The sequence below is a fragment of the Staphylococcus sp. EG-SA-18 genome (assembly GCF_017151825.1).
GTDB lineage: Bacteria > Bacillota > Bacilli > Staphylococcales > Staphylococcaceae > Staphylococcus > Staphylococcus aureus.
The window spans coordinates 1,946-24,195 of record NZ_JACYVY010000003.1 but is presented as its reverse complement, the minus strand read 5'-3'; the positions used below and the strand labels follow the sequence as shown (position 1 = coordinate 24,195).

Here is a 22,250-nt window from a genome sequence, read left to right as displayed (position 1 = left end):
CTTATTCTATATATGCTTTTCCTGTAGCTACAGTTGTAACCTGTCCTTTAATTGAAGTTTGATATCCCAATTGATGACATCGCTTTGATGTCACTAAAATACTGCCCCCTGGCTGATGTACTGTAAAATCTTTGCATGCGTCATTACGTTGATAATTATTAAAAACCCCAATTGATGCTGTACCAGAACCACAGCTATTTTCCCAAATTAAACTTTGAATTTCTGGTATATAGATTAATGGCTGTAAAAATTGACGTTGTTCATCAAAAAGCATCATACCTACTGTTTTATATTTGTGACTCCATTGTTGCTCACGCACAAACGCTTCAACCAAATGTTGAATTTCTGTTGTTACTTGTTTAACTGGAATCACATAATGTACATATGTTTCATAAATAATTTCTATTGCTTTCCATGAATGATTACCCATATTAATTGTTGTTGGCACAACACGATGGGCTTGTGGCATTTGAACTTCATAGTATTGGCAATCATGAATTGCGCATTGCACTAAATCCGAACAGCCAGACACCTTCACCTTAAACTGTTGGTCTTTAAGCAAATGACTTTCTTGCAAATGATGTATATATGACATCGTCGCATTACCGCAAAATTCATTACCGCTCATAACTAAGTGAAAATCATTGCCATCATCATTTTGTGTTGATTCTATAAAGCCTACCTGTTCACAACATACATGTGTTGCGGCCATCAACTGATTGGCGATAGATGCATATTCACTAGCATCATGTTTTGAATGAACAAGTATCGTCATATTCCCCGAAGGATTATACTTAGAAAATTCTATAACCTGCCGATTCATACGACACTCCTTTAGATGTATTTTTAGAGCCTCTGTAATTTTAATTACTAGAGGCTCTTATGCAGTTGTTGCGAAGCAAACAACTGTATTCCTCTAAACCTGTAATTTTTTAGAAGATGAACCTAATAGCTCTATCTAGTAGGTAAGTCATGCTAATTCGCAAAAGCGAAAACCATGGCTCTTATGCAGTTGTTGCGAAGCAAGCAACTGTATTCCTCTAAACCTGTAATTTTTAATAGAAGATGAACCTAATAGTTTCCCATCTATTAGGTAAGTCATGCTAACCCGCAAAGTGGAAAGCATGACTTAGTAATCGGTTGTTGTATCAACATGCAACCGTAAACCTTATTTAAAGTTGCTTCTTGTGGCTCTACAAGCGAATGCAGTTGTCCGTTAACTACATTCACTTAGATGCTTTTACTGTTTTCACCTCAACTAAAACTTCAAAAAAGTTGCAGAAAACAAATCGTAACTATTACGATTTGATTATATACTATATTAGTTGAGAATCATTGTCAATAAAGGTTGTAAATGAATGCACATTTATATTTTGATAATCCTTCCATAAACATCGTATTCTCAGCACATTCAAGTCTTTTTGAAAATTTTTATCAATAATTGAATAGAAGTTCCGTTCTCGTCAGTTCAAAATTTTACGTAAGTTGTCTCTGCGTATTGCTTTAGTGAGAATAACCCACACTTGTGGAAACGTCCTTTTGTTAATCTACAATGGATCCCCTTGTCTTTCGCTAACATTTCCTATCACCAATCCTGTAACGAATTTTCATCGTCAAGTTGTTGCCCATGCAATGCGCACCAAAAAAAGCTTTGTACAATTTCGTACAAAGCTTTAAAAATTCAAATAAAAATATCATTATTTTAATGAACTAGCCATATCAGATTTTATTTCGTTTGCTAATACTTGTAATTCAGGGAAATAATTATTAGCAAAGCCAATTATTATTTTATTTTTTACAAACGTGTTAATATCTCGATCTTCTGGAATCGTATTTTCTATTAAATTCAAAAGCTCACTATGACTTATGTTCTCTATACTTACTGTATTTAAATATTTTAAAATCGCAAGATACAATTCATCAAATACTTCATGTTCAAAATCAAAGTCCAATAATAATAAACTAACGGAATTAGTTTCTAACTGATTATCTCCAATTTTATCTGCAATCTCTCTTATAGCTTGATATAGCAATCTAAAACTTTCTTTTTCTTTTAACATAAAATTCTCCTTAATTTATTAGAATAGACAAAATACAGCTTATTTTAAAGATACTCCAAAAGTTTGAACTCGAGATTCTGATAAATTAGATGCACGACCTACAATACGTTAAAACAAGCTTTAAGCAATACACTTCAAATGAACAATATGTGATTTTCAAAGATTAATTAATCTCGGCTTTAAATGTCTTTCATTGCGACAATATGCATACATTGCCTACTTCATGCCAAATTCTTTTCCACTGGATATCGATTTTAAATAATTATTCCAATGTCCGCTTCCACGAATCATCACTCAACATCTCGCCAGGCCATGTGTAAGCCATAACACCACCGTCAATACGAATTGTTTCACCTGTAATAAATGAACTCTCATCAGATGCTAAAAAGACAACGAGCTTGCCTACTTCTTCTGGTTTACCTAAACGTCCCAGCGGTGTCATCCATTTCTGATTTTCTCTGAATGCTTTGCCTTCCTTATCTTCACTCGTACCTGTCAGTTTATCTACTAACGGGGTTTCAATCGTACCTGGTGCAATCGCATTAGCTCGAATGCCATCTCTACCATATTCGATTGCAATGGATTTCGTAAAATTAATCACTGCCCCTTTCGCAGCATTATATCCTGAGCGATACAAATCTGCTGCCTGTCCTGAAAATGAAGATGTGTTAACAATAGAGCCACCTTTAGTCATCATTAAAGGTAACATCATTTTCGTCATCAAAAATGTTCCACGCATATCTACATTCATAATCTTGTCATATACATCTGTTGGATACTCATGAATTCTACCAGCCGCATTATCCACACCGGCATTATTAAATAACACATCAACATGCCCAATCTGTTCTCTAATTTCTGATGCAAAATTGTCAATTTGTTGTTCGCTTGCTATATCCACAATATAAGCCTTTGCTTTGTCACCATTACTTTTAATTTTATCGACAGTCTCCGATACCGCTTCAGCTATGTCTACCGCCAATACATACGCACCTTCTTGAGCTAAAGCGATTGCAGAAGCTTGTCCGATACCTGTACTTGCTCCTGTTACGACTGCAACTTTATTTTCCAAACGTTTCATTCAGTCACTCCTATACAACATATCTTAAACTTACAGTCCTTATTTTCCACTGTTCAATGCTTCATAAACCTAATAGATAAGTCTCCAGGCAGTCTTATCTACTCTCTGCTATACAATTTCTATTGAATAACTCAAAATATTTAACAATATTAGATTTTTCATTTTCTGAAAATTGTTACTTTTGAGAGTATTTTTTGTTACACTTTAAATATTTAACAAAGGGGGGAATCATTGATGACATCAAAACATCAACAAAAGGGGTCTATCGTCAATCGTTTCTTGAATAGTGTTGAAAAAATTGGAAATAAATTGCCAGATCCTAGCGTTTTATTCTTTTTAATGTGTGTGGGCTTAGCCATTATGACGTGGTTTATCTCATTATTTAATGTATCTGTTAAGCATCCAGGTACGCATCAAACCATTTATACTAAAAATATAATTAGCCATGATGGATTTACGATGATAATGAATGATACGATTAAAAATTTCTCAGAGTTCCCAGCATTAGGCTTAGTACTAGCAGTGATGATTGGTATTGGTGTTGCAGAGAAAACAGGATACTTCGACAAGTTAATGATTTCTGTTGTGAATCGCGCACCACGTTTCTTAATTTTACCGACTATTATATTAATTGGTATTTTAGGTAGTACAGCCGGCGATGCTGCGACAATTATCTTGCCGCCGCTCGCAGCGATGCTTTTTATTAAAATTGGCTATCATCCTATCGCTGGACTAACGATGGCATATGCTTCCGCTGTAGGTGGCTTTGCCGCAAATATAGTTGTTGGTATGCAAGATGCTTTGGTCTATTCATTTACAGAACCAGCAACACGTATCGTTTCAGATTCTATTAAAACAAACGTTGCTATGAACTGGTACTTTATCGCAGCGAGTGTCGTTGTATTACTTCCTACGATATTGCTAGTTACAACTAAACTGATTATTCCTAGGTTAGGTCAATATGATGATCGTTTAATGCATGATGATCATGAAGAAACGTCTTCACATATTACTGACAAAGAAGCTCATGCTTTAAAATGGGCAAATATCAGTTTCATAGTCACAATTATTTTATTAATTATTACAGCCATTCCTGAACATAGCTTTTTAAGAAATGCTAAAACAGGCAGCTTACTAGACGATGCGCCATTAATTAACGGTGTCGGATTAATTATTCTTGTTGTATTTTTAGTACCTGGATTAGTTTATGGGATTTTAAGCAAAGAAATTAAAAATACAAAAGACTTAGGTAAAATGTTCGGCGATGCTGTAGGATCAATGGGAACATTTATCGTTATTGTGTTTTTTGCAGCACAGCTACTTGCGTATTTAAAGTGGAGTAATTTAGGAATTATCGCTGCTGTTAAAGGTGCCAAATTATTAGAACATCAAAACGGCATTGTATTGATACTAGGTATTATTGTACTGAGTGCAATGGTCAACATGTTAATCGGAAGCGCATCGGCTAAATGGGGTATTTTAGGACCGATATTCGTACCAATGTTAATCCTTATCGGCTTTCATCCCGCATTCACACAAGTCATTTACCGTGTAGGAGATTCAATTACCAATCCAATTACACCGATGATGCCGTACTTACCTTTATTATTAACTTATGCACAAAAATACGATAAACGCATGAAACTCGGAGCCTTACTTTCTAGTTTAATGCCGTATTCAATCGCGCTAAGTATTGTGTGGACAGTATTTGTCATTATTTGGTTCCTATTAGGTATCCCTGTTGGACCAGGTGGACCGATATTCGTTAAATAACAGTATTCAAAGGGATAAATTAAAATGCCACTATACAAGATTTGACCTGTATAGTGGCATGATTTGTTATGATATAGCGTTCGAGATGAAACTCTGTATTTATATGAAGAATTATAGTTTATCACTAATAATATTTAGCCTGTTCCAACCGTTAATTTGGTTTACAACAAAGACAAGATCAATAATTTGTTCTTCATCATAAAATGATTTTAGCCGGTCAATAATTTCAAACTTCTTAAAGTCTTTGATTGAATTTAACATTTCTGCAAATTCAAGCGTCACTTTTTCTTGATCAGTAAATAAATCTAAATGTCTAAAACTCAAGACTTCATCAATTTTCATTTGTGTTACACCCAATTCCTTTAATTCTTTTTTATGGATATCAACACAATAATGACAACCGTTAATTTTTGAAATTAATAACTTAATCAATGCACTAAGTTCATCATTAACGGGTGATTGATGAATAAACTTTTCACCTTGGCTCATTACAGACATTAACTCTCCATTTTGTTTCTTGTAATTATACGGCATTTGCAATCTCTCCTTTACATTGTTTAATACCAATCCAGTGATACTACACTTCGAACAATATTGGATAGAATTTGAAATTCTGTATAACATCTTGTCAATCTATGTTTTAGTTAAAACATTTAGCGCTTATATTTAAAAAATATATAAAATATGAAAACAGATTGAAAGGATATTATACCTTGCTCTACCCTTTTTTATAAAAAATCACACACATTTGAGAAAATTTGATAATGTCAATAAACCACGTCATCGACATTGTTATTCGATATATATTGTTCTTATAATGGCCAAACTATTATTCCATTTAAATTAACGTGGTTCGTTTGTGTTAATGTACTGTACAAAACTGGGGAAGTATTGGTGATGATGAAGTGATTGATATTAATTGCGAAACACCTTCGATAGCAATGACATAGATTATTGGAAGATTAAATCAAAAATAAAGAAGACCCTAGTGGCCTTCTTTTTTGTCTAATTCTTCTTTAATTTTTTCAGGAGATTTTAATTGATTTGCTGGTTTTAGTAACTCACTTAATCTTTCACTTTCTATCATAGTACCACCAAACTGATAATTATGTTCTGGAGACCCATATGCAACAAAATCAGCTTTTTTGTTTTCATTGATGTAACCTTCAATTACGGCATCGCCCATAGGTCCTCTTTTTAAACTTGTGAAATGCACAGATTTAATCGTGTTTGGTTCTTTGGTATTATGCTTGAGATAGAGTGTAATACGCTCCTGTTGTTCTTTGTAGTAAAGTGCTTTTTGTTTTTCTTTTTCGTCATATTTCATTTTTAAATAAATGACGGATGCAACTATACATATACATAAAATGACACCAATAATTATAAAACCATGTTTTTTGGACATTAAAGCAACTCCTAACTTTAGTGACTCTTCTTTTTATTTAGTTCTTTTTTTATATCATCTGGTGATTTTAATTGATGCGCTGGTTTTAGTAACTCACTTAATCTTTCACTTTCTATCATAGCACCACCAAACTGATAATTATGTTCAGGTGTAGCATAAGCAGTAAAATTATCTTTTTTGTTTTCATTGATGTAGCCTTCAATCACAGCACTTCCCATAGGACTTGTTTCAAAGTTAGTGAAATGTACAGTTTTGATTGTGTTTGGCTCCTTGGTATTATGCTTGAGATAAAGTGTAATGCGCTCTTGTTGTTCTTTATAGTATATTGCTTTTTGTTTTTCTTTTTCATCATATTTAATTTTAAAATGTATGGCCGTAACAACTATACATATACATAAAATGACACCAATAATTACAAAAACATGTTTTTTGTTCATTAAAGTAACTCCTAACTTTAGTGACTCTACTTTTTATTTAGTTCTTTTTTTATATCATCTGGTGATTTTAATTGATTTGCTGGTTTTAGTAACTCACTTAATCTTTCACTTTTAATTAAATCACCTACAAATTGAAAGTTATTTTCAGGTGATGCATAGGCAACAAAATCATCTTTTTTGTTTTCATTTATGTAACCTTCAATCACAGCACTTCCCATAGGACTTGTTTCCAATTTTGTGAAATGCACAGATTTAATCGTGTTCGGTTCTTTAGTGTTATGCTTGAGATAAAGTGTAATGCGCGCTTGTTGTTCTTTATAATAAATTGCTTTTTGTTTTTCTTTTTCGTCATATTTCATTTTAAAATAGATACTTGCAACACTAATTAATATGATTAACATAATACTAGTTAATATTAAAATTTTCTTTTTCGACATCTATCACCAGCTCCTAAAATGTGGTGGGATTTTATACAGTTTACATATTTATGATACTACAAAACACACTCTTACAAAGAAAATCTATAATTTTAATCTAGGTCAAGGAAAAGCAGCCAAAAGTGTTTATATAAGATCAACGAAATATTGCGGGTATAAAGTGGTTAACAGATAAATACAGTGGAATGTTGTACTAAAAATTCAAGTTTTTATTTTTTTGTGTAAGTGTGATTAGCTTGAAAACAAAATTAAAACGACCGCATAGTTTTAGCGGTCGTTCTTTTTAGAATCTAGTTCTTTTTTTATATCATCAGGCGTTTTGGTTTGATGTGCTGGTTTTAATAACGTGCTTAAATTTTTACTTTTGATTAAACTTCCACCAAATTGATAATTATGTTCTGGAGACCCATATGCAACAAAATCAGCTTTTTTGTTTTCATTGATGTAACCTTCAATTACGGCATCGCCCATAGGTCCTCTTTTTAAACTTGTGAAATGCACAGATTTAATCGTGTTTGGTTCTTTAGTATTATGCTTGAGATAAAGTGTAATACGCTCCTGTTGTTCTTTATAGTAAATTGCTTTTTGTTTTTCTTTTTCGTCATATTTCACTTTTAAATAAATGACTGTAGCAACTATACATATACATAATATGACACCAATAATTACAAAAACATGTTTTTTGTTCATTAAAGTAACTCCTAAAATGTGGTGGAAAATGAAAAATTTTTTGTAATCTATAATTATGAACATTACAGATTATAAACCATAACACTAACATCGCCCCATTCATTAACTCGATTGTTAAAATCACCAGTTAGTGAAAATTGTGCAAGGAATAATTGCCTATCATGCTTTTATATCATTATTGCCTTACTAATATTAACAAAACCGATAGCTATTACATTAAATGTCTATCTCCCACACCTCAAACACATTTTTATACAGGACGCACTGTAATTTCATTCACGTTAACGTGACTCGGTTGTGTTAATGCATACAATACCGCTTCTGCAATATCTTGTGGATCAAGCTTTTTACGATCACTTGGATTATATGCGGCAGTTATTGCTGTATCTACCATTCCTGGTGAAATGCTTGTTACTTTAACACCTGTCTTTGCCAACTCTTTTTCTAATCCTTGAGTAATAGTGTGAACTGCTGCTTTCGTCGCACTATAAATCGTACTACTTTTCGTTACTTCAAAGCCAGAAATAGATGCAATGTTAATAAGATGGCCACTTGATTGTTCTAACATAGTTGGTAATGCAGCCTGTACCGTATATAAAGTGCCTTTGATATTCACATCAATCATACTATCCCACTCATCTACTTGATAATCAGTAATCTTAGACGACAACATTTGCCCCGCACTATTGATAACAATATCCAAACCACCGAATGTTTGTTGTGCAATTTTTATCAATTCATCGACTTCTTCTTTATTCGTTACATCTGTTGGCACTACCTTCACACTATCTTGTGACAATTGATTCGCTACGTTTTGTAATTTTTCTTTATTTCTACCTGCTAAGACAACTTTCGCCCCTTCTTCATGTAGTAATGTTGCAATTGCTTCTCCAATACCACTACCTGCACCTGTAACTACTGCTATTTTATCTGTTAATACTGTCATAATGATCGACTCCTTTGATTCTTTTTATTTTTTCAGGGTAAATCATAAATACATATTACTTTTAAAAAGCGTATCACAATTCATATAACGGTCATAATAACTCGCTTCATTTTCGTGAATAAAGTATATTCCAAGCCATTCGAAATATACAATTAATCGTTGCTTATATTTTTTATTTTTAAAAATGTTGAAAAATCGTCACTTCTTTATTGTAAAAACATTATATTAGTACTAAAGTTAATACTGTGATTTATCATTCGATTGAATGATTAGAGGGAGGAATAAAACATGACATATCATGAGCGTGTTTTAGCATTAAGAGCTGAAAGTAAAAGAACCGCATTTGATTTTCGATTCGAAGATTTATTTAGCAAAGAAGAATGGCTAAGTATGTCGCTTGCAGAAAGACAAAAAGCTGAAAAAGCATTTCGACACGAAGTTAAAAATATGGACGATGTAAGAATGCCCTTCTCAAGTGTCCATGACGCCCAAGTAAAATTATATAATGTTGTATATTCTTATAACGGCATTAAACGTAATTTTAAACAAGTTGAAAATGAAGGATTCTAATATCATTTCGTTTATATATAGCAGACATGATAGAATTTTATATGTAAATCTTGTAGGTAATCGTTTTAAAAATAATATAAGCATGACTAAAGCCACATCCAATATAGGACGTGGCTTTTAGTATCGTTCCAGATTTGTGGGGAGTTAGGGTTTACTTAATTAAAGGGGTCTGCCCTCAATTGCTCACCAACGAGGGCAAGTTACATCAATCACACTTCAATTGCCGCAGACTAGGGGTAGTAATCATTGGCAATAAGAACTAGTTAGTGACTAACGATTTACGTTCCATAGCAAAGTGATACAAACGCTCAGCATCAATGTAAGGCATAGAATCAATAGTTAGGTAACCATCTTTGATGTCACCAATTAATCCTTGATTTACACCAGTGTTCACGTAAATATCATAGCTACTTACGTCTGAGAAAATAAGCGCTTCAATCTCTTTTCTCATAATCATCACTCCAATGTTTATATATTATTTATATAAACTCTCTCGTCTCTCTCTATTTATTAACTTCTTACAAGACTAATATTACATGAATTTCCAAATAAATAAAGGGTTTTGTGATGTATTTCACAAATTTATCACTATTTTGGAAAATTAAGAAATATTTAATTATATAAAAGTTTAATAAGTAAGAAAATATGATAAAATGTAGATGTTCTTTAGACATTAAAAGCTTCTAACATGATATGGAATCCGAGGTTCCGATATCACATTAGAAGCTTTTTTGTTGCGGTGCTTATATTAATAATGGCATGAATGAACGCATGCTGTCTTAGTTTCAGGAATCGGCTAGAATATTAAACTTCCGTTCTTTGAATATTTTTTAATTTCTTACTAATATCATCCAGTTCATTCTTCGCCTTTTTACCCCAATCTCCTTGAGCTACATTATCAAATTCACCTTTAAATTTTTTGAAATGGCTACCTATATTTCACAGCTCACTTTAGATATCGAACTTGTTTCTTCAGAGTTACTTGTTATATTACCAGGATTTATTTGATATTCCGTTTGACTCATAACTTGTATCCTCACTTGGAGTATATTGTACAGAATCTGTAAAATAAATGTTTTCTTCTTTATTTTCTACAAAGGTAAATTCTAGATTTTTTGACCCTACAGATGAGCCTTTTAAATCACCATCACCTTTCAATAATAGTTTCGGAGCTTTGTTGGTTGGAATATTATATCTTTTTCGAAGTTGCTTCACATTATAGTCATCATTACTTAATTGATACTTTGCTGAATAACTTGGCACATTCGGATTATATGAAATGTCACCATCTTTATAATCATTAATATCTTTAAAGTCACCGTATTGTACAAAGAATTTAAAGTTTTCGATTTCTTTTCTTAATTTATCATCAGCTATCGGTTTGGTTGGAATGATTCTATTATGTTCCATTTTCACTGGATATTTTGTATCTTTACTATGTGAATACCCTTTACTATCCTCGGTTATTTCTCTAACAACAAAATTACCTTTCGTTGTTCTAGTATTACGATTTATATAGAGCACCATTCCTCTAGATTCCATATTGCTATTATTTGTCTCAATAATCATTTTAGAGTGAATTATCCAAGTGCCTTTGTCACCTTTTTCAAACTCTTCGTCACGAAAGCCTTCCTTATCATAGAAGTCTTCAAGATTTTTGGTTGGATATAAACTCAATGTTTTGTTGAAATTTTCTTTAATTTGTTTATCTTTACTACTTTCTTCTTTTTTCATTCCGCAAGCGCCTATAAAAACAGATAGTATTATCAGGCATAGACACAATTTTAACCTTTTTGAATGAATCATCATTTCTCCACCTTATATTTTTAATACTGACTCAATCTTTAATTTATACATTTAAAGCGAAAAATTTTTTAACACTTTATGAAATTTTCATTCCAAACTTCTATTAACCCTATTTAGTTTGACTCATAACTTGTATCCTCGCTTGGAGTAAATTCAACCGAATCTGTAAAATAGATATTCTCTCTTTTATTTTGTACAAAGGTAAATTCTAAGTCTTTAGAGCCTATGGATGAACCTTTTAAATCGCCATCACCTTTCAACAATAGTTCTGGTGCTTTTTTAGTCGGTATATCATATCTTTTTCTTAATTGTTGGATATTATAATCATCATTACTTAATTGATATTTTGCCGAATAACTTGGTACGTTTGGATTGTATGAAATATCCCCATTTTTATAATCTTTAAAATCTTTAAAGTTGCCATATTGTACAAAAAACTTGAAGTTTTCAATTTCTTTTTTTAACTTCTCGTCTTTTATAGGTTTTGTTGGTATGATTTTATTATGTTCCATCTTGACAGGGTATTTTTTATCTTTATCATGTGTATATCCTTTTTTATCTTTAGTTATCTCACCTACTATAAAATATCCTTTCGTTGTTCTAGTGTTACGATTGATGTAAAGTACCATCTCTCTGGATTTTAAGGCTCCTCCTTTTAATTGGATGTTCATTCCAGAATTAACTATCCAAGTACCTTTATCACCCTTTTTAAATTCTTGATCTCGAAAGCCTTCTTTATCGTAAAAATCATCGAGATTTTTGGTTGGATATAATTTTAATGTTTGATTAAATGTGTCTTTAATTTGGGCGTTTTGACCATTTGCTTTTGTCATAATGACATAACCTACAATCAATATAATGAGTAATACCAAGCATATACCGAGCGTTAATTTCTTTGAATGCATCATCATTTCTCCACCTTATATTTTTAATACTGACTCAATCTTTAATTTACACAACTAAAACGAAAAATCATTTTGAACACTTTATGAAATTTTCATTCCAAACTTCTATTAACCCTATTTAGTAGGTTTGAAATTAATACTATCCGTAAAATAGATGTTTTCTTCTTTATTTTCTACAAAGGTAAACTCTAAATTTTTGTGTCCTATAGATGATCCTTTTAAATCACCATCGCCTTTTATTAATAATTTAGGTGCTTTCTTAGTTGGTATATCATACCTCTTTCTAAGTTGCTTCACATTGTAGTCATTGTTACTCAATTGATATTCCGCCGAATAACTAGGTACATTGGGATTATATGATATGTCACCATCTTTATAATCATTAATATCTTTAAAGTCACCGTATTGTACAAAAAACTTAAAGTTTTCGATTTCTTTTCTTAATTTATCATCAGCTATCGGTTTGGTTGGGATAATTCGATTATGTTCCATTTTCACTGGATATTTTGTATCTTTACTTTGTGCATACCCTTTACTATCTTCCCACAATTCTCTAACAATAAAATTACCTTTCGTTGTTCTAGTATTACGATTTATATAGAGCACCATACTTCTAGATTCCATTTTTTTATCCTTCAGCTCAACTACCATCTCAGAATCAACAATCCAAGTCCCTTTATCTCCTTTTTCAAACTCTTGATCTCGAAATCCTTCTTTATCATAAAAATCATCGAGATTCTTGGTTGGATATAAACTCAATGTTTTGTTGAAATTTTCTTTAATTTGTTTATCTTCTTTCATACCACACGCGCTAATAAAAACAGCTAATAATACTAAATACAGCCAGAGCCTCAACCTTTTTGAATGAATCATCATTTCACACCCCCATTTTTATTTTTGATGCAAAGTTAAGTTCAAATTCCAATATTAATAATACTAGAGGGAATTTTATGATTAAATCCTCTTGGCTTTTAATTGTTAGTTGTATTTTTCACATATCAACATCACAAATTATTTAAAAAGCGCAAATATCTTTATAATTTTTATTGGCCTAACCAACTAATTAATTAAGATAAATTGCGCTTATATTTAAAATAATAACACTGAAACTCAATGTCTTTACTTATTAAAATTGATGTTTAAATACATCTTTACTAACATTCATTTTTCGGTTTACATTAATTTGTTATATAGCGATATATATCATCTCTTACAGCTTTATCGAGTGCTAAATCCATCGTTACTACGTTTGAACCATTCGGCATTTTATCTTGCTTCTCTGAACCTTCTATATATCCAGCAGTTCCTAAATAATAAAAATATATACCATCATCATCTTTTTTCTGTACAAAAATATACATTTTAATTCCTTTTGCTCTATGGGACAAAATTTTCTGAACTTCTTTTGATTTTAGCGTTCTATTAGATTTAGTAAACCATTTTAATTCATCTTGACTTAAAAATTCATCTTCATATTTTGTGCTATCACTTATATCCTCATGCTTATCATAAGTGATAAATATTGGCATTTCTTGGCTTCTTATCATGTATCCCATGATTACAGACGAACCATTTTTATTCCAATTAAATATTTTGCTAAAATCTTCTCTTGAATATTTATTATATAAAATCAGTCCATTTTTACCTTTTTGGTATTTTTCATTGTTATACTTTGATAATTCAATAAGATCTTCTAAAAATATTTTAAATGTTTGATTACTTAGAGCATTAGTAAATGCATCGCTTAGTCTTATCATTCTTTCATTACATTCTATAATGGGACTTCCATAGATTTTTTCAATTCCTGCGTTGTAAAATGAAAAATCTAAAATTCTTAATGAAGTATCTATATCATCTTCTGTTATATCCTTAACTTCGTTCAACATTTTATTTTTTAATTCATCATATGTTAATTCATTTTTTAAAAGTTCTTCTAAAACTAAACTATCGATTCTTTTCAATCCAGGTGCTATTTGTCTTGAAAAGAAAACCAGATTTTTAGATTCATTTTCCGTCAATAATGTATCTATTTTGTTATATCTCACTAAGAACTCGTAATAATTACTAAATTTAGAAAATATAACGCTTGGATCTATAGAATGTTGTTGTATGAAATCCATTAGTAACGGCATGTGTCCCAATCTATTTTCAACTTCTTCATAAGCTTTTAATATTAATTTATTTTGATTTAATGATACTGCATCCAATGAATTGTAAATCTGTTTTTTAGCAACTTCTTCAAAATTAATTGTAGATACTCCATTAATCGAATCGTTATTCGTTAAAAACTTCTTATAATTATCTTTATTTTGCGATTGATCCCCAGAAAGCGCAATCGGAATTAAATAATTTGTCTTATAATTACCAATAAAATCAATTACTGTAACATACTCTTTATTTGAACTTTTTCTTAATCCTCTACCAAGTTGCTGAATGAATATAATACTAGACTCTGTTGGTCTCAACATTACAACTTGATTGACTTCTGGAATATCAATACCTTCGTTAAAAAGATCTACAGTTATAATATAGTTAATCTTACCTTCTTTTAATTTTTCTATTACAATTTGGCGATAATTAACACTATCATCTCCTGTTAAAGCAACACTTTTAATCCCTTTTGAACTTAGTTTATCCGCTAAATCATAAGCTTCTTTTTTGCTACTTACAAAAATTAATCCTTGTAAAATTTCACCTGAATATCCATAGTAATCTGTCTTTTGAATAATATAATTAACTCTTTCATCAGAAGTTAAATATCTCAGTTTAGTTACATCATCTTCTTTAATACCTTGATGTACATAATCAGTCACACCAAAATAATGAAATGGACATAAAATATCACTTTCTAATGCTGCTTGTAACCTTATTTCATACGCAATATTATAATCAAACAGTTCAAATATACTTAATTCATCTGATCTTTCTGGTGTTGCAGTCATTCCCAGCATGAACTTAGGTTTGAAGTAGTTAAATACTCGTTGATAAGTAGATGCAGCAGAACGATGTGCTTCATCAAAAACAATATAATCAAATTCATTTTCATCAAATTGCTTAAAATTATCATCTCTAGATAATGTTTGAATGGTTGCAAATAAATATTTGGCATCGACATCTCTATGTTTTCCTGTCAACAATCCAAAATCACTATCATTTTTTATAGGTAATACTTTTTTAAATTCTTCCTTAGCTCTATTTAAAATCCCCTCATTATGAACAATAAATAAAAATTTATTAGGGTTTACTTCTCTAACATCTAATGCACATAAAATCGTTTTACCTGTACCAGTTGCAGATATTATTAACGCCTTATCTTTGGCTTTATCCCTAATAGCTTTTAATGACCTTAATGCTTCTGCTTGCATTAAATTGGGTACAATTTCCACTGATTTTTTCACCTTATCAGCTAGCAGCATTTGAGTTTGTTCAACCTCCGCTAATTTTTCTAAGGAGCGGTACTCAAATGATTCTTTATATGATTTAATCCATTGCTGAGTCAGTGGGGTACTCTTTTGCCATAACAATTCAAATTCATTTTTTACACTATCAACTAAATCGCCATTTTTCATAGTAGACAGTAAAACATTATGCTCATAATTAACCTTTAACGCATTAGATGTTAAATTAGAGCTTCCTATTACCATAGAACTATAATCCTTATGTTCAAAAATATATCCTTTGGCATGGAATCCAGCAATATCAGTTAATCTTACCTCTACATTTTTTAATTTAAGTAATTCTCCATACATTTTAGGACTATTAAATCCTAAGTAATTAGATGTTAATATTTTCCCTTTAACACCCTTATTGCTTAAATCTAATAGTTGAGCCTTTAAGCTGGCTAATCCGCTTTCTGTTATAAAAGCTACAGAAAAATAGAACGTTTCACATTTTTGAAGTTCATCTATAATTGTTGAAAGGACTTTTTCATTTTTATTATTTACTAAAAGCTTCGGTGTATAATTCCCTTTATGAGAAATATCTTTGTCTATAAAACCTTTTTTTAAAGATTGATTGAAATCATTTAGTAATCTACTCATATTATCCCTCAGTCATAATTTTATTAACGGCTGGTATATCCGCTGGGGCCCAATTTAATTTATCAAGTTCGTTTATTGACAACCATTCAATACTCTTATGTTCAGTTAAAGTTGGTAACTCTTTGTTTAAAGTACATTTGTATGTTGTTAACTTAACAATGCCAAAATCATATTCATGTTCTGTAGTTATGACTTTGTCTCCAACAATTAGATCACATTTCATTTCTTCTCTAATTTCTCTGATCAAAGCTTCTTTTTCAGTTTCATTCTTTTCAATCTTACCGCCAGGAAATTCCCACATTAAAGGTAGACTCATTTCTTCACTTCTCTGTGCACAAAGAATTTTGTTATCAGAAAAAATAATAGCTCCTACTACATTGATTACTTTTTTCATAAGACTCACCCTTCAATTTAAAATCATCTTAATTGTTATTCTATCAAAAATTACAAAACTATATATAAATCAATATTAAAAATTAATATTTTACAATTTCCTGCATGATATATCACTCTTACATCTACTCCATGCATTTTCATACACATCTATTATATAATACTTGTGAAAAGTATTGTCTTGGGGCTGTGTTTTTTTACTTTTGGGGCGTATTTCTTTATAATTCATTACATAAATGTAAGGGCTTTAGTTTTCATGTTTTATTAAGTCTAACTGAGATTTTGAAAGGATGTTTAGCAACAATGGATAAAGAATTATGGATAGAACGAGCTAATGATAGTTTAGTTAAACATTTTTATGAGCAGCAATCTGACATTGAACAGCGAGAAGGTTTTGAAAGTAAATTAACATTTGGTACTGCGGGTATACGCGGAAAATTCGGTCTTGGTGAAGGTCGACTTAATAAGTTTACTATTGAAAAATTGGCATTAGGTTTAGCGCGTTATTTAAATGCCCAAACAAACAGTCCAACAATAGTCATTCATTATGATATTAGACATCTTTCAACTGAATTCGCCCAAATAATTGCTAATGTATTAGCAAACCATCAAATAACAGTTTATTTACCTGATACATATAAAACGACACCGGAATTATCGTTCGCGGTGCGCAATCTTAATACTACTGCTGGCATTATGATTACAGCAAGTCATAATCCGAAAGACTATAACGGCATCAAAGTATATGGTTCTGATGGTGCGCAATTATCGACTGATGCATCTGAGCTTGCAAGTCGTTATATCGAAGAAGTTGGCGATCCATTACAGATTGATATACCTATTTCTAAACAAAATACATCTTATATCAAGCCTTTTCCGAAATCTGTAACTGATGACTATATGAAACACATTCAAAATATGATTGGCTATATTCCTAAATCTGATTTACAAGTTGTGTTCACTAGTTTACATGGTACAAGTGTTCCGATTGTACCTGAGTTATTACAATCTTTGAATTTCAATCAATTTAATCTTGTAGAAGCACAATGTAAACCTGATCCGAATTTCAGCTCAGTTCAAAGTGCTAATCCTGAAGATCATCGCGCTTTTGATCAAGCAGTCGAACTTGCAAATAAAAGTCATGCAGACTTATTAATATCAACTGACCCTGATGCGGATCGTCTTGGCATTGCTGAACGTGATGCACATGGTCATATCACATATTTTAATGGCAACCAAATTGGTGCGTTGTTACTTAATTATCGTATTCAACAAACGTCTCAATTACGTCATCGCTTAATGATTCAATCTATTGTAAGTAGTGAGTTAACAAAGTCATTAGCACGCTATAATAATGTTGAATACAAAGAGGTGCTTACGGGCTTTAAATTTATTGCTCAGGAAATAAGACAACTGGACGATCATCAAAATATGATTTTCGCCTTTGAAGAGAGTTACGGTTTTCTATCAGAGCCTTTTGTACGTGATAAAGATGCCGTACAAATTGTGCCACTCATTATAAAATACGCTTCTGAGTTAAAATTATATGGCAAAACATTGAAAGATGAATTAGAACAGATTTATCAAACTGTTGGTAGACATGAGGATACATTATTCTCGCATACGCTAGATGGATTAGAAGGTAAGAAAAAAATTGAATCAATTATGACACATTTCCGTTCAAATCCACCGCAAGAGATTCAAGGACTGAAAGTGAAAGCAATTGAAGATTATTTAACTAGCGAGGTTTATCATTTGGATAAAGATACAACGTCACAGATTAATTCTCCTAAATCAAATGTTATTCGTGTCTTATTTGACGAAGGATTTATCGCTTTACGTCCTTCTGGTACTGAACCTAAAATTAAATTATATGTGTCGTTAAAATGTCGGAATTTTGATGATGTAGCTCAAAAAATTAATGCGATGATTTTTAGCTAATTAAAAATTTTATACATCGAAATATTACATTTCATTTTATACTTATCAGCCCTTTTGAAACTAGAATCCTTATGTTTTCGCGTTTTGAAGGGGCTAATTTGTAATAATTTTTCAAAAGTATATTAGAAAATTAATTTTCATGTATTTTTCATATTAAGCGGTAATAATATAATAATTAATACCGCGACCTATTTAATTGTTTTCGCGATGAAAAAGGTTTAGAATTACAAAAATAACTATTTTAAATTTAGTTACAAATATATTTTAGAAAGGATGTGAAATAATGAAAGGCTCTAAACAAATACTTTTGATTATGGGCATTATATCTCTTATTGTTTTATTTATTTTTACACTATTCATCATGGCGCAATATGCAAAACATTATGAACAAAAATCCGACAGTTCCAACGCACATACTTTAAATTCATCATCAGCCATAATTGAGCAACATACTATGTCGAATTTAGCGTCTCTAGATTTATACGCTCCTGTTCGTAACATTACTTCTAGTCGTGATATTCATCCCATTTATTTCATGACAAAAGATTAAAACTTCCTTTTTCATAACCCCATTCATTCAACTAATAAATTAAAAATTGATAAAAACGTACTGTTTTTTAGAAACATACATATATAAGAAACGCATCCATTACTAAAAGACAGTACATTATATTCTATCGGGAAGGTGCAACAATGACCGTCAACATCGTGTTTTCTATCGTGTTCTGTATCAGTATGGTTATATTAGGCATTTATGTCGCAATAACTAAAGATTTCACACTAATCTCTTTTATAAATCAAACGACCATTGCAGATAAACACAAGAACCAAATTGCATATATATTTACGCTATGTATCAGTTTGAGTGCAGTATTTTTGATGTCTTCAATTCTAAGCTTTGAATATGATTTTATTGCATTAGCATTCTTATTTTTAACGATAGCATTATTACTTATCGCATTATTCTACGTTTGCTTTTATAAAATTACAAAATACCCGTAAATGTTTGTGATAGTGTGTTGGTTAGATTTATTGATGCGCTGTCAGTAAGTAATTGTTTGCGAAAAAAATACAACCTTGTACGAATACAAAGTTGCATTAATATAGAATCATTTATGCTTTTTAATATCACAAAATAAATTGATTAAACTAGCTAAAATAGTCAAAATTGGAATCAAGATTACATAAATATCATAACCTCTAGATATTAGTATACATAATATAATTAGCGACCCTATTATAATTGCTAAATTATAAGCCAAACTAATTTTATATTTCATTTCAATTCCCACCTTAATAGCATTGATTAAAATTCTATTATGTTTACATAGACTTCTTAACAAACCTTAACCCAGCTAAGCTAAGCATTGAAATAATTGCACCTCCTGATATAAATATATTACTTAAGCTTAGTAAAGGTATAATTAAACTTATAAGTCCTAAAGACAATGTATCCGCTGCGTAATTCGATGTAGATGAGATACTAAATACTTTCCCCATCAAATGATTTGGCGTCTTTATTTGAATGGCAACTGATCTTGTTAGTCCCTCTATAGATTGCCCAAGTCCCACTAAAGTTGCACCTATATATAGTATCGCCACACTTGGAAACACATTAATTATCGATAAGCCAATCCCCCAAACTAAAACACCAATACTAAATTTAAAGATTAATCGTTTTTCTGACAGTAAACCCATAATCAATGACATTAATAAAGACGCTATACCTAAACATGATGTAGCTAGTCCATATACACCAACGCCCTCTTTTAATATATTGGAAATAAACAATGGTAATGCAACACGCCAAAGACCAGTATTAATCAATATGCAAGCAAATTGGATGATGATGATAAATGGAATTTCTTTAGATTTTTTCAAGAATTCCCAAGTTTCAGAAAAATCTTCTTTTGAGTGTCTATCAATCATGCTGATATTTGTATATTTTAAAAGTGCATTAAAAATAAATCCTAAAAATAGCAATATACTGCAAATAAAAAAGACGCCAACATTACCAACTAGTATTACAATGACACCAATTAAAGCAGGTAAAATAATATTTGAGCCTCTTTGCAAACTATCGATTAACGCATTACTTGTTGCTAAATGCTCCTCATCAATAATTTCAGGAAGAATTGCCCTAAACGCAGGATCCGTATAGCAGTTAATAATGGTGATAGCTGTAGATATGGTTAGAAGCGTCAGATAATTTAAATTTGATGTTATTGCAAGTAAAGGAATAATTATTATAATCAAACTTAGTATAAGATCAGATAGATAAAGTATTTTCTTTTTATTATGTTTATCAGAATATGCGCCACCGAAAATACCAAATATAATAAATGGTAGTGTTTGACTCATAACCATCATTGATAATTTTAAAGATGATTGGTTTGTCAATTCAACAGTAAACCAAATTATTTGTAACGAAAACAGCACAAAGCAACTCCGACGTAAGAAATTACCAATCAATAAATATGTAAAGTTTCTATTTTTCAAAACTTCTAAGTACAACATATTTATCACCTCTCATAAAAATAATTGAATGCATCCACCAGCTTTTTTAGACCTTCTTCTAAACTCTCTTTATCCAAAGCGCAATTAATTCTAATATAATTTAGTCAGTTAAATATCAATTATTTCGAAATTTACATACTACTTGAAACACCATACATAACCCCCAAAATGACTACTCAGAGGTTATATTCTACTAATTATGATTATATTAAATATGAAAATATTATCAAAAAATCAAATTTATAACAAAAATACACCCCTTAAAGTTAGGTCTTTCAATCCAACTTTTGGGGTGTATATCATTTTCACCATATTCTAGGTTGTTTTTAACAAACTAAATATAGTGAATGCAAATCAAGTATTATTTAAATAATGAATTATTTTAATTTTTTCTTCTACGTGCCAATAACATTAATCCAGCAATTCCAATTATACTACTAAAGATCAATCCTTTTTGTGTGCTTTCTGCACCTGTTTTTGGTAATTCTGCTCGTTTTTTCTCTTGATTAGCTACTGATTTTTTAGCAATTTTAGATTTTTTAACTTTATCATTTTTATCCATTGAATGAACTGGTTCATTTGGTTTTGCTCTGTCTTTCGATAATCCTGGATTGTCAGGATTTACTGGGCCACTTGGATGAGTTGGTCTGCTCGGCTTCTCTGGGTTTTCAGGTCCTTTTGGATCTTTTGGTTTCTCGCCACCGAACTCTACAATCTTATCTACTGGTTGTTTTGTGATCTCTTCTGTTGGTTGACCCTCGCCAACTTTTTCACCCGTTAATGGGTTCACTGTGATTGGTGTTGTGATTGTCTTACTTCCTGGTTGTCCTTCTTGTTTCACTCGCTCTTCACCAGGTTGTAACTTCGGATTAAATTCACGTTTTGTTTCAAACGGTATCTCTACTGTTTTTGTTTCTGGTGTACCCGTTTTTGGTCCGTGTTTAATCACATCATCCACTGGCTCTTCGATCACTTTTCCTGTGTCTGGATTCTTGATTCCTGGTTTACCTGGTACTTTTTCCGTTTGATCTGTTGGTAAGTTTGGATCAAAGATATCTTTATGACCTTGCGGTATTTTCTCGCCACCGAATTCTACAATCTTATCTACTGGTTGTTTTGTGATCTCTTCTGTTGGTTGACCTTCGCCAACTTTTTCACCCGTTAATGGGTTCACTGTGATTGGTGTTGTGATTGTCTTACTTCCTGGTTGTCCTTCTTGTTTCACTCGCTCTTCACCAGGTTGTAACTT

23 protein-coding genes and 1 pseudogene (1 of these 24 cut by a window edge) are annotated in these 22,250 nt (G+C 31.3%); 6 read left to right on the top strand and 18 right to left on the bottom strand.

Annotated elements, in window-relative coordinates; all coding sequences use genetic code 11:
• Nucleotide 1 precedes the first annotated feature (1 nt).
• The 3 genes from cntK to IDG66_RS00955 form a co-directional block, all read right to left on the bottom strand.
• Nucleotides 2–823: a histidine racemase CntK gene (cntK, locus tag IDG66_RS00965; protein ID WP_001081682.1), complete on the bottom strand. Its 822-nt coding sequence runs from the start codon at nucleotides 821–823 to the stop codon at nucleotides 2–4.
• A gap of 874 nt (nucleotides 824–1,697) precedes the next feature.
• Entirely contained in the window at nucleotides 1,698–2,060 is a 363-nt protein-coding gene (locus tag IDG66_RS00960) for a hypothetical protein (protein ID WP_000910576.1), read from the bottom strand.
• A 262-nt stretch (nucleotides 2,061–2,322) separates the two neighbouring features.
• Nucleotides 2,323–3,141 carry an SDR family oxidoreductase gene (locus tag IDG66_RS00955; protein WP_000824929.1) on the bottom strand — a complete coding sequence of 273 codons (819 nt, stop codon included), beginning with the start codon at nucleotides 3,139–3,141 and terminating at the stop codon, nucleotides 2,323–2,325.
• Nucleotides 3,142–3,375: 234 nt separating this feature from the next.
• Here IDG66_RS00955 and IDG66_RS00950 point away from each other — a divergent pair, with 234 nt between their 5' ends.
• On the top strand, nucleotides 3,376–4,914 hold the full coding sequence (locus IDG66_RS00950) for an AbgT family transporter (protein ID WP_032099419.1): 1,539 nt from the start codon (nucleotides 3,376–3,378) through the stop codon (nucleotides 4,912–4,914).
• A gap of 111 nt (nucleotides 4,915–5,025) precedes the next feature.
• Here the strand turns inward: IDG66_RS00950 and IDG66_RS00945 are convergent, their stop codons facing one another.
• From IDG66_RS00945 to IDG66_RS00920, 6 genes are all read right to left on the bottom strand, one after another.
• Nucleotides 5,026–5,448: a carboxymuconolactone decarboxylase family protein gene (locus tag IDG66_RS00945; RefSeq protein WP_001146762.1), complete on the bottom strand. Its 423-nt coding sequence runs from the start codon at nucleotides 5,446–5,448 to the stop codon at nucleotides 5,026–5,028.
• Nucleotides 5,449–5,899: 451 nt separating this feature from the next.
• On the bottom strand, nucleotides 5,900–6,319 hold the full coding sequence (locus IDG66_RS00940) for a DUF1433 domain-containing protein (protein ID WP_000037433.1): 420 nt from the start codon (nucleotides 6,317–6,319) through the stop codon (nucleotides 5,900–5,902).
• 17 nt (nucleotides 6,320–6,336) lie between these two features.
• Complete coding sequence (locus tag IDG66_RS00935; protein ID WP_001034774.1) at nucleotides 6,337–6,756, bottom strand: DUF1433 domain-containing protein; 420 nt, start codon at nucleotides 6,754–6,756, stop codon at nucleotides 6,337–6,339.
• Nucleotides 6,757–6,782: 26 nt separating this feature from the next.
• Nucleotides 6,783–7,193 (bottom strand): DUF1433 domain-containing protein, encoded by a 411-nt coding sequence (locus tag IDG66_RS00930; protein WP_000038237.1) that lies wholly within the window; start codon nucleotides 7,191–7,193, stop codon nucleotides 6,783–6,785.
• Between the two features lie 267 nt (nucleotides 7,194–7,460).
• Entirely contained in the window at nucleotides 7,461–7,883 is a 423-nt protein-coding gene (locus IDG66_RS00925) for a DUF1433 domain-containing protein (RefSeq protein WP_001034772.1), read from the bottom strand.
• A 250-nt stretch (nucleotides 7,884–8,133) separates the two neighbouring features.
• Nucleotides 8,134–8,829 (bottom strand): SDR family oxidoreductase, encoded by a 696-nt coding sequence (locus IDG66_RS00920; protein WP_000217458.1) that lies wholly within the window; start codon nucleotides 8,827–8,829, stop codon nucleotides 8,134–8,136.
• A gap of 288 nt (nucleotides 8,830–9,117) precedes the next feature.
• Here IDG66_RS00920 and IDG66_RS00915 point away from each other — a divergent pair, with 288 nt between their 5' ends.
• Both IDG66_RS00915 and IDG66_RS00910 read left to right on the top strand, forming a co-directional pair.
• Entirely contained in the window at nucleotides 9,118–9,399 is a 282-nt protein-coding gene (locus IDG66_RS00915) for a single-stranded DNA-binding protein (RefSeq protein WP_000220938.1), read from the top strand.
• Nucleotides 9,335–9,520 carry a hypothetical protein gene (locus IDG66_RS00910; RefSeq protein ID WP_001791851.1) on the top strand — a complete coding sequence of 62 codons (186 nt, stop codon included), beginning with the start codon at nucleotides 9,335–9,337 and terminating at the stop codon, nucleotides 9,518–9,520. The genes IDG66_RS00915 and IDG66_RS00910 overlap by 65 nt, the downstream gene beginning before the upstream one ends.
• A gap of 138 nt (nucleotides 9,521–9,658) precedes the next feature.
• Here the strand turns inward: IDG66_RS00910 and IDG66_RS00905 are convergent, their stop codons facing one another.
• From IDG66_RS00905 to IDG66_RS00875, 6 genes are all read right to left on the bottom strand, one after another.
• Nucleotides 9,659–9,850: a hypothetical protein gene (locus IDG66_RS00905; protein ID WP_001224379.1), complete on the bottom strand. Its 192-nt coding sequence runs from the start codon at nucleotides 9,848–9,850 to the stop codon at nucleotides 9,659–9,661.
• A gap of 539 nt (nucleotides 9,851–10,389) precedes the next feature.
• Nucleotides 10,390–11,205: a tandem-type lipoprotein gene (locus tag IDG66_RS00895; RefSeq protein WP_206172173.1), complete on the bottom strand. Its 816-nt coding sequence runs from the start codon at nucleotides 11,203–11,205 to the stop codon at nucleotides 10,390–10,392.
• 113 nt (nucleotides 11,206–11,318) lie between these two features.
• Nucleotides 11,319–12,113, bottom strand: a complete 795-nt coding sequence (locus tag IDG66_RS00890) for a tandem-type lipoprotein (RefSeq protein WP_000972286.1) — start codon at nucleotides 12,111–12,113, stop codon at nucleotides 11,319–11,321.
• Nucleotides 12,114–12,224: 111 nt separating this feature from the next.
• Entirely contained in the window at nucleotides 12,225–12,983 is a 759-nt protein-coding gene (locus tag IDG66_RS00885; RefSeq protein ID WP_000581910.1) for a tandem-type lipoprotein, read from the bottom strand.
• Between the two features lie 305 nt (nucleotides 12,984–13,288).
• Nucleotides 13,289–16,150: a DEAD/DEAH box helicase gene (locus IDG66_RS00880; protein WP_000088737.1), complete on the bottom strand. Its 2,862-nt coding sequence runs from the start codon at nucleotides 16,148–16,150 to the stop codon at nucleotides 13,289–13,291.
• A gap of 1 nt (nucleotide 16,151) precedes the next feature.
• Nucleotides 16,152–16,544 (bottom strand): (deoxy)nucleoside triphosphate pyrophosphohydrolase, encoded by a 393-nt coding sequence (locus tag IDG66_RS00875; protein WP_000755946.1) that lies wholly within the window; start codon nucleotides 16,542–16,544, stop codon nucleotides 16,152–16,154.
• 131 nt (nucleotides 16,545–16,675) lie between these two features.
• On the opposite strand from IDG66_RS00875, the gene IDG66_RS00870 reads away from it, so the two are divergent.
• From IDG66_RS00870 to IDG66_RS00860, 3 genes are all read left to right on the top strand, one after another.
• Nucleotides 16,676–18,484 (top strand): phospho-sugar mutase, encoded by a 1,809-nt coding sequence (locus IDG66_RS00870; protein ID WP_001793319.1) that lies wholly within the window; start codon nucleotides 16,676–16,678, stop codon nucleotides 18,482–18,484.
• Between the two features lie 283 nt (nucleotides 18,485–18,767).
• Nucleotides 18,768–19,034: a SaeRS system activator ScrA gene (scrA, locus tag IDG66_RS00865; protein WP_000678764.1), complete on the top strand. Its 267-nt coding sequence runs from the start codon at nucleotides 18,768–18,770 to the stop codon at nucleotides 19,032–19,034.
• A gap of 143 nt (nucleotides 19,035–19,177) precedes the next feature.
• Nucleotides 19,178–19,486, top strand: coding sequence for a hypothetical protein (locus tag IDG66_RS00860; RefSeq protein ID WP_000217712.1), 309 nt, complete (start codon nucleotides 19,178–19,180; stop codon nucleotides 19,484–19,486).
• A gap of 107 nt (nucleotides 19,487–19,593) precedes the next feature.
• On the opposite strand, the gene IDG66_RS00855 is transcribed toward IDG66_RS00860, so the two are convergent.
• From IDG66_RS00855 to IDG66_RS00845, 3 genes and pseudogenes are all read right to left on the bottom strand, one after another.
• A complete protein-coding gene (locus IDG66_RS00855) occupies nucleotides 19,594–19,827 on the bottom strand; it encodes a hypothetical protein (RefSeq protein WP_010956661.1) in 234 nt (77 codons plus the stop codon).
• Nucleotides 19,808–21,001 carry an MFS transporter gene (locus IDG66_RS00850; RefSeq protein WP_000966092.1) on the bottom strand — a complete coding sequence of 398 codons (1,194 nt, stop codon included), beginning with the start codon at nucleotides 20,999–21,001 and terminating at the stop codon, nucleotides 19,808–19,810. Before IDG66_RS00850 ends, IDG66_RS00855 begins: the two co-directional genes overlap by 20 nt.
• A 382-nt stretch (nucleotides 21,002–21,383) precedes the next feature.
• Nucleotides 21,384–22,250 (bottom strand): annotated as a pseudogene (locus IDG66_RS00845) (G5 domain-containing protein) (it continues 1,466 nt past the right edge of the window).

Excerpts from the sequence above, each read along its gene's own strand:
- IDG66_RS00890 (WP_000972286.1), bottom strand. The coding sequence starts at position 12,113 with ATGATGCATTCAAAGAAATTAACGCTCGGTATATGCTTGGTATTACTC.
- scrA (WP_000678764.1), top strand. The coding sequence starts at position 18,768 with ATGAAAGGCTCTAAACAAATACTTTTGATTATGGGCATTATATCTCTT.
- IDG66_RS00950 (WP_032099419.1), top strand. The coding sequence starts at position 3,376 with ATGACATCAAAACATCAACAAAAGGGGTCTATCGTCAATCGTTTCTTG.
- IDG66_RS00885 (WP_000581910.1), bottom strand. The coding sequence starts at position 12,983 with ATGATTCATTCAAAAAGGTTGAGGCTCTGGCTGTATTTAGTATTATTA.
- IDG66_RS00915 (WP_000220938.1), top strand. The coding sequence starts at position 9,118 with ATGACATATCATGAGCGTGTTTTAGCATTAAGAGCTGAAAGTAAAAGA.
- IDG66_RS00955 (WP_000824929.1), bottom strand. The coding sequence starts at position 3,141 with ATGAAACGTTTGGAAAATAAAGTTGCAGTCGTAACAGGAGCAAGTACA.
- IDG66_RS00960 (WP_000910576.1), bottom strand. The coding sequence starts at position 2,060 with ATGTTAAAAGAAAAAGAAAGTTTTAGATTGCTATATCAAGCTATAAGA.
- IDG66_RS00870 (WP_001793319.1), top strand. The coding sequence starts at position 16,676 with ATGCATTTTCATACACATCTATTATATAATACTTGTGAAAAGTATTGT.
- IDG66_RS00920 (WP_000217458.1), bottom strand. The coding sequence starts at position 8,829 with ATGACAGTATTAACAGATAAAATAGCAGTAGTTACAGGTGCAGGTAGT.
- IDG66_RS00880 (WP_000088737.1), bottom strand. The coding sequence starts at position 16,150 with ATGAGTAGATTACTAAATGATTTCAATCAATCTTTAAAAAAAGGTTTT.
- IDG66_RS00940 (WP_000037433.1), bottom strand. The coding sequence starts at position 6,319 with ATGTCCAAAAAACATGGTTTTATAATTATTGGTGTCATTTTATGTATA.
- IDG66_RS00850 (WP_000966092.1), bottom strand. The coding sequence starts at position 21,001 with ATGTTGTACTTAGAAGTTTTGAAAAATAGAAACTTTACATATTTATTG.
- IDG66_RS00860 (WP_000217712.1), top strand. The coding sequence starts at position 19,178 with ATGACCGTCAACATCGTGTTTTCTATCGTGTTCTGTATCAGTATGGTT.
- IDG66_RS00910 (WP_001791851.1), top strand. The coding sequence starts at position 9,335 with ATGTTGTATATTCTTATAACGGCATTAAACGTAATTTTAAACAAGTTG.
- IDG66_RS00905 (WP_001224379.1), bottom strand. The coding sequence starts at position 9,850 with ATGAGAAAAGAGATTGAAGCGCTTATTTTCTCAGACGTAAGTAGCTAT.
- IDG66_RS00925 (WP_001034772.1), bottom strand. The coding sequence starts at position 7,883 with ATGAACAAAAAACATGTTTTTGTAATTATTGGTGTCATATTATGTATA.
- IDG66_RS00895 (WP_206172173.1), bottom strand. The coding sequence starts at position 11,205 with ATGATTCATTCAAAAAGGTTAAAATTGTGTCTATGCCTGATAATACTA.
- cntK (WP_001081682.1), bottom strand. The coding sequence starts at position 823 with ATGAATCGGCAGGTTATAGAATTTTCTAAGTATAATCCTTCGGGGAAT.
- IDG66_RS00930 (WP_000038237.1), bottom strand. The coding sequence starts at position 7,193 with ATGTCGAAAAAGAAAATTTTAATATTAACTAGTATTATGTTAATCATA.
- IDG66_RS00875 (WP_000755946.1), bottom strand. The coding sequence starts at position 16,544 with ATGAAAAAAGTAATCAATGTAGTAGGAGCTATTATTTTTTCTGATAAC.
- IDG66_RS00935 (WP_001034774.1), bottom strand. The coding sequence starts at position 6,756 with ATGAACAAAAAACATGTTTTTGTAATTATTGGTGTCATTTTATGTATA.
- IDG66_RS00945 (WP_001146762.1), bottom strand. The coding sequence starts at position 5,448 with ATGCCGTATAATTACAAGAAACAAAATGGAGAGTTAATGTCTGTAATG.